This window comes from Paenibacillus gorillae, from assembly GCF_000513275.1.
Lineage (GTDB): Bacteria > Bacillota > Bacilli > Paenibacillales > Paenibacillaceae > Pristimantibacillus > Pristimantibacillus gorillae.
In genome coordinates, this window is sequence record NZ_CBVJ010000024.1 from 25,561 (window position 1) to 31,560 (window position 6,000).

Sequence of the window (6,000 nt, forward strand, 5' to 3'; positions counted from 1 at the left end):
CCGTTACAGAGCTAGAGTATAAGCACGGCTATGCCTTGCCGTACTTGAAGAGGTTAATATGGCGACATATTAATGAACCTGGGGTGGCACCACGAAATTTCGTCCCCAAGACGCTGAAGTCTTGGAGGTGGGATTTTTTTTGTGCCAAAATAATCGTTCATTAGGAGGAGCCAGCTATGAATACCGAACATGATCCACGAGCCGACCATTATTTGTTTAAAGAAATTAGTGCAGAGCTTCAGACGCTGCCGTTCGGACGGGAGATGTGCACGCGTTTCCCGCCTGAGCCTAACGGCTATCTCCATATCGGCAGCGCTTATGCCATTCATACCAACTACATGATGTCGCGAAGATTCAATGGAGCCTTTCACTTGCGGTTCGACGATACGAATCCTCTTAAGGAAGATATCCGGTACGTAGAGGCTATTATTGAGGACATGAAGTGGCTGGGCTATGATCCCGAGCCGCATATTTATTACGGTTCAGACTATTCGCAGACGATATACGAAGCGGCCGTTCAATTAATCCGTAAGGGCAAAGCCTATGTCTGTGACTTAACGCCTGAGGAAATGAAGCTGTACCGCGGCACATTGACGGAGCCGGGCACCGATAGCCCGTTCCGCAACCGTTCGGCAGAGGAGAACCTCGCATTGTTTCAGCAAATGAAGGAAGGCGAGTTTCCCGCCTCCTCCAAGGTTCTCCGCGCCAAAATTGAGATGAAGTCGCCGAATATGACGCTGCGGGACCCTGTTCTTTATCGCATTCTCCATGCTGAACATTACAGAACGGGAACCACATGGTGTATTTTTCCGATGTACGATTTCGCTCACCCGATTCAAGACGCCATCGAAGGCATTACGTATTCGCTGTGTTCCATTGAATTCAAGGAGCATAGACCGCTCTACGAATGGGTGCTGAAAGAGTTGGATATCCCAGAGCCTCCACGCCAAAGAGAGTTCGGACGGCTTAGTCTGACAGGCGTCGTAACGAGCAAACGATTTTTGCGGCAGCTGGTCGAAGGCGGTTATGTAGACGGCTGGGATGATCCGAGGCTTCCGACGCTGCGCGGGTTGCGAAGAAGAGGGTATACGCCGGAGAGCATACAGAGCTTTATTGAAGAGATCGGCAATATCCGGGCAAGCAGTACCGTTGATATTTCGTTGCTGGATCAACTGCTGAGGCAGGATTTGAAGACAAAGACGGTTAGCGTAATGGCGGTCTTGCAGCCGCTGAAGGTCGTGATTACGAATTATCCGGATGGAGAGACCGAGCTGCTCGCTCTGGAGAACAACAGCGAGAACAGCGAGCTTGGCCAACGGGAAGTGCCTTTCTACAGAACGATATATATTGAGCGGGAAGACTTTATGGAGCATCCGGTCAAAGGCTTCCATCGTCTGACGCCTCAAGGTGAAGTAAGGCTAAAGGGCGCTTATTTTATCCGTTGCGAGGAAGTCATTAAGGACCCGGTTACTGGGGAAGTGACCGAGCTGCGCTGTACGTATGATCCGCTTACGAAAAGCGGCAGCGGCTTTGAGGGCCGCAAAGTAAAAGGAACGATTCATTGGGTGTCTGCCAAACATGCTGTAGAGGCTGATATTCATCTATATGAGAGGCTGCTTCTCGAGAATAAGCTCCCGGAGGGGGACAACTGGGCAGAGGTGTTGAATCCTGATTCCCGTGTAATCGTTTCGAAGGCGCTCATCGAGCCATATATCGAGAATGCTGCTCCGGAGCAAAAATTTCAATTTTTCCGGCATGGATATTTCAGCGTCGATAGCCGTCTGACTCAAGATCGCCAGCTCGTATTCAATCGTATCGTTCCGTTGAAGGATAGCTGGAACAAGCGGTGAGTAGTCTTTCGTCGGTTAATGGTCTGACCCTCTAGGTGCGGGAAAACGGTCGGTATGGTCGATTCCCTGTGCTGAAGGGGAAACAAAATGCAAAAGTGCATGCTGATGAGCGTCAAAAGCTCCAAAAACGCGTACAAAATGCAAAAGTGCAGTTGAAATCGCCAGATTTTACTCTAAAGGGCTGTTTTTGGCCAATCAAACTGCACATTTGCATTTTGATGCGATAAATCGGCGAAAACAGGTCTAACAAACTGCACTTTTACATTTTGATCATTGTTTGCTGGAGTTCAAAGCACAACGATCATAAAAATGAGTGGATAACAATGATTGCAGGATTACTCGACGAAGATGCAATTTAGACGAATGATCTTATTCTACACTTGGACGGTTCCCGGCGCGGGAACCGTTCTTTCGTTATTGCAGGGCAGTGAAAGGGAAGGGAAGGGAAGGGAAGGGAAGCTGGATAGGACAGGGACGCTTTCCACAAAGCTAAGGCAGCTGTCCCGTCTCCGACTTCCCAAGCATCGCGTCAAAATACGCGTCGTCGGGATAGACGTACGGTGATTTCGGTTGTTTGATCGTTTTGAGCTCATCGATTTTCAGTTCCATAACTTCATTGCCGAGGTAATGAGTCAAAGCGATTGTACCGGTTGCCTGGACCCAAGTGTCATCTGCTAACTTATTGCCGTCAGGTACAGCCGCCAGAATACCATATGGTTCCGTGTCTGCGGAGCAGCATAACATCGCTAACCGGGAAATGACGAATTGCCCGTCCTTCATCGTATCCTCACGATACACAAAGCCGCTGATTTCTATCTTTTTGCCGATAAAATTATCCCTGTACAAATCTAAAGTCGTTAACGTCTCAATAAAGCCAAATTCATTTATGGCGACAGCTTTATCACTCTGATACAGCTTCATCCCAAGCTTGGCATGAAGCTCTGTATAAGTGTCATAAGGAAATAAGGCTTGCAGCGGATCAACAGCTGGTGTCGGCGAGGGCGTAGCGACCGGGAGTTCTGCCTCCTCCGCTCCCTTGCTTTCATCTGGTTGAACGGTGGGTTCGGGGATAGCAGACGGATTCACAATTGTCGAATCAGCTCCTCTAACCAGCGCGCTGCTGGTTAGATTCATCCCCTTCAAGGAAGCCATTCCGCTTCCGAGCAAAGTATCCTGCGTGAACAGACCAAGTCCCAGCGGCAGCAAAAACAAGCTGTAGGCTGCAACGTTTTTCCATATAGAAGATGAGATTGGGTGGTTGCAGTCGCAGGCCTCCCTACGCTTGGCGTCATAGGATTGAAGCGCAATAAAAGCTTGGCAAACCGCGACCAGAAAGAGACCTAGAGCCGCCAGCTTCACGTACAACTCTGTTCTTGGCGCTATGTAGTAATGAAGCCGATCCTCCTGCACAAGGCGAACGATAAGGTAGGAGAAGCTGCCGAGTATAACCGATCGCAGTAAATAATGGAACAGTATTGTTCGTTGCTGCATTGTTGTTCCTCCTCTCTTTATAAAGGCGATAAATAGAAATGTCCGATAATGATGGAGCCGGCAAGCACACTGAGTGCAATGAGGATTATCAGCAGCAGAACAAATCGGCGTTTAAAGACGGACAGCAGCATTAGTGTGCTTTTGAAGTCCAGCATCGGCCCAAACACAAGGAAGGTAAGCAGTGACGCCGACGAGAAGGTAGTAACGAAGGAAGAGGCGACAAAAGCATCCGATGTCGAACAGAGCGATAGTATATAGGCAAAGCCCATCATGAACAAATGAGAGCTTAATTCCCCTTGTCCAATGCTTGCCAGACTCGCTCTAGGCAGAAAGGTTTGAATTGCTGCGGTTAGAATGGAGCCAACCATGACGTATTTGCCCATATCGAAAAATTCACTTCCAGCATGTTCCATCATGGCTAGAAATTTGCCGCTTCTATGCTGGTGCTGGTGTCCATGGTGGTGATTGTGCTGATGATCGTGACTGCTATGTCCACTACGATCAATCGTAGTCACGTTATCGTTCTTCAACGGATTGTAGCGGACAAACTTATAAATGATCATGCCAATCGTAATTCCGACCAGCAGAGCAAGTCCCAGGCGGGAGTAGACCAGTTCGGGCCGGGTACGGAATGCGGTATAGGTCGCGGCAATGACGACAGGATTTACTATGGGACCGGCCAAAATAAATACGACGCCAATATAAAGCGGCATGCCTTTGGCGATTAAACGTCTGACGATCGGAATTAATCCGCATTCGCACACTGGAAACAGAAAGCCCAGCAAACAGGCAACCAAGATGCCCAGCAGCGGATGGCGTGGAATCATTTTCCGAATGAGAGTCTCTGAAATAAACAGCTGCATGAACGAGGAAACGAATACGCCTAACAGAAGGAAAGGCAGCGTTTCGAGTAAGATGCCGAGAAGGATGGTCTTAAATGTCGAGAAAGACTGCATGGAAGGCCAATCCGGCAGTGATAAGCGGGCGAATAGACCAGGGTCAAAGGATAGGACAAGGAAGAGACCGATAATGGCAATAAAAACGGCATGAATGCCGTAACGATAAAAAAGGGCGCGCAAAGGCAATTCCTCCGTGACCTATTAAATATACTGCATTAATCGTAATCATTACGCATATATCGTATACAGTCCCGGCTTATCTGTCAAGCCTTTCCACTACCTAAATATGCCCGAGGATAAAAAAGTTGGCGGCGGTAAACATTAAGCCTAATCAATTTATATGGAGGATGCCATGTCTTATGTAATAAGTGCGGGGCTGCTGTTAGGCGGGTTGTCTATCATTAACTTCATCTTGTCTTATCAAAGCAAGCATATCGACCCGCATTTCTGGACGACTGTTAAGTTCCAAATGCTGATGCTGCCGCTTTTCCTGATCGCGAACATTTGCATTGGTTACGGGATTCGAATCGGTTACAAAACATCAGGTCAGTTAAGCTATATACTAGTAGCAGCGAAATGTCTCGAAATCTTGATTTCCTTGGCGATGGGTTATCTCTTCATGAAGGAGCTTCCTAATTGGAAAACGTGGGCGGGCATCGTTGTCATCATCATTGGCGTTCTGTTAGTGAAGCAAAAATAAGAAAGAGTTGCAATAGAGGTGTGCTGCCCTTCATCGAAGGTCCAAACCTGTCTCATTCCGAATTCATATACTGTTAGCAATTCGGGAGGTGCTTAGGCGATAGCTACGATTAGTTTATGTGTGATTGTGAAAAATGAGGAGCAGGTTCTCGCAAGATGTCTCGATTCGGTTAAAACACTTGTCGACGAGGTTATTATCGTAGATACCGGATCAACAGATCGTACAAAGGAAATTGCCGCAAAATATACGAGTCGTATATTTTCATTTGTGTGGACTGAAGATTTTTCCGCTGCACGCAATTATTCATTTCAACATGCCACGCAAGATTATATATTGTGGCTGGATGCAGATGATTGGGTGCAGGAGGAAGACTTGCATAAACTGGTAGCGCTCAAAGCTGATTTGGCCGCTGACATAGACGCCATATGTATGAATTATGTGCTTGCCTTTCATACTTTGGGACAACCGACTGCTGTTGCCAAAAGAAATCGGATCGTCAAGCGCTCCAGACAATTTCAGTGGCATGATCCCGTACATGAGTATTTGGATGTCTCCGGTCATATCGTATTCGCTGATATTACGATAACTCATGACCGCAGGCACTCCCATTCGCAGCGTAATTTGCGGATTTTTGAAAAGGCAATCAAAGAGGGGGCTGTACTCAATCATCGGCAATTATTGCATTATGCTATGGAGCTGACCGCAAATGGGCATTACGAGAAGGCAATCGCTATTTATCAATGTCAGTTGGATGATCCGAGCGGTTATTTCGAAGAAAAACTGGATGCTTGCGATCGAATGGCTCATTGTTATCATGAGCTCGGCTGCAAGGATGAACAATTGCTAGCACTATTGAAGACGTTTCACTATGATGTGCCGCGTGCCGATTACGTATGTCGGATTGCCTATTACTTTCAGGAAAATGAAGACTTTGAGAAAGCTGTCAATTGGTATGAATTGGCGCTTAAGCTAGAGAAACCTGATAATCGGTTATATGGTGTCAATCATGCAGCATGGACCTGGCTGCCTCATGAGCAGCTAGCCGTATGTTACGGCAGTC

The 6,000-nt window shown here is 47.5% G+C and carries 5 protein-coding genes and 1 other annotated feature (1 of these 6 only partly in view); of the genes, 3 read left to right on the forward strand and 2 right to left on the reverse strand.

The features are described from left to right. Positions 1-110, forward strand: a binding site (T-box leader); it begins 141 nt to the left of the window's first position. A gap of 66 nt (positions 111-176) precedes the next feature. After that, positions 177-1,850 (forward strand): glutamine--tRNA ligase/YqeY domain fusion protein, encoded by a 1,674-nt coding sequence (locus TY10_RS04070; protein ID WP_042160840.1) that lies wholly within the window; start codon positions 177-179, stop codon positions 1,848-1,850. Between the two features lie 489 nt (positions 1,851-2,339). Here the strand turns inward: TY10_RS04070 and TY10_RS04075 are convergent, their stop codons facing one another. Together TY10_RS04075 and TY10_RS04080 are read right to left on the reverse strand one after the other, a co-directional pair. Then, on the reverse strand, positions 2,340-3,341 hold the full coding sequence (locus TY10_RS04075) for a TIGR03943 family putative permease subunit (RefSeq protein WP_042160843.1): 1,002 nt from the start codon (positions 3,339-3,341) through the stop codon (positions 2,340-2,342). Positions 3,342-3,358: 17 nt separating this feature from the next. Continuing rightward, positions 3,359-4,420: a permease gene (locus tag TY10_RS04080; RefSeq protein WP_042160845.1), complete on the reverse strand. Its 1,062-nt coding sequence runs from the start codon at positions 4,418-4,420 to the stop codon at positions 3,359-3,361. 172 nt (positions 4,421-4,592) lie between these two features. Here TY10_RS04080 and TY10_RS04085 point away from each other — a divergent pair, with 172 nt between their 5' ends. Both TY10_RS04085 and TY10_RS04090 read left to right on the forward strand, forming a co-directional pair. Continuing rightward, positions 4,593-4,940: a hypothetical protein gene (locus TY10_RS04085; protein WP_042160847.1), complete on the forward strand. Its 348-nt coding sequence runs from the start codon at positions 4,593-4,595 to the stop codon at positions 4,938-4,940. A gap of 120 nt (positions 4,941-5,060) precedes the next feature. Next, the coding region (locus TY10_RS04090; protein ID WP_052350350.1) for a tetratricopeptide repeat-containing glycosyltransferase family 2 protein at positions 5,061-6,000 on the forward strand (940 nt) is incomplete at its 3' end.